The sequence below is a fragment of the Bradyrhizobium sp. sGM-13 genome (genome assembly GCF_018398875.1).
GTDB lineage: Bacteria > Pseudomonadota > Alphaproteobacteria > Rhizobiales > Xanthobacteraceae > Bradyrhizobium.
In genome coordinates, this window is the sequence record NZ_JAGWDK010000169.1 from 1 (window position 1) to 601 (window position 601).

The window sequence follows — 601 nt, forward strand, 5'->3', positions numbered from 1 at the left end:
CCCCACCGATGTAAAGCTCCCCCACCGCACCAAACGGAACCAGCGCACCATCACCGTCAAGCAGATAGATCCGCGTGTTCGCGATCGGACGGCCAATCGGGATCGAGCTTAGCCCCTCGACAGCGTGAGATATTTCGAATGTGGCACTCCCAATCGTTGCTTCTGTCGGACCATAATGATTGATCAGACGCACGTTCGGAAAACGCTCTTGCCAGAACTGTATATCTGCCGGGATTAACGCCTCGCCGCCGACCATCAGAGCTCTTGTCGGAGCTGGTCCCTTATAGGCATCAAGCCGCTTGTTCAGCATGCTCAGATGCGAAGGAGTCAGCTTAATCAGATCATAGGTCTGCCCCTGCTCTACAGCAGCAACCGAACCGATTTGGGCAATCGGCTTTAGAAGACGGAGTTTGGCACCGGCCAACAGAGGTCCGAACAAGGTTGTAACGATGCCGTCGAAGCTCAACGGATGCAGTATGGGCGAGCCGTTCAAAGCTCGTTTGTAATAGCTGCGACCTGACCATTGCAAATAGTTCACCAAATTACCATGCTCGACCATGACGCCCTTGGGCGTACCTGTTGAGCCGGAGGTGTAGATCAC

At 54.4% G+C, this 601-nt stretch carries 1 protein-coding gene; it reads right to left on the reverse strand.

Going from position 1 to position 601, the window contains the following annotated elements; translation table 11 throughout:
• Positions 1 to 601, reverse strand: a 601-nt coding sequence (locus KJQ96_RS38625) for an AMP-binding protein (protein WP_213291177.1), incomplete at both ends; no start/stop codon positions are given.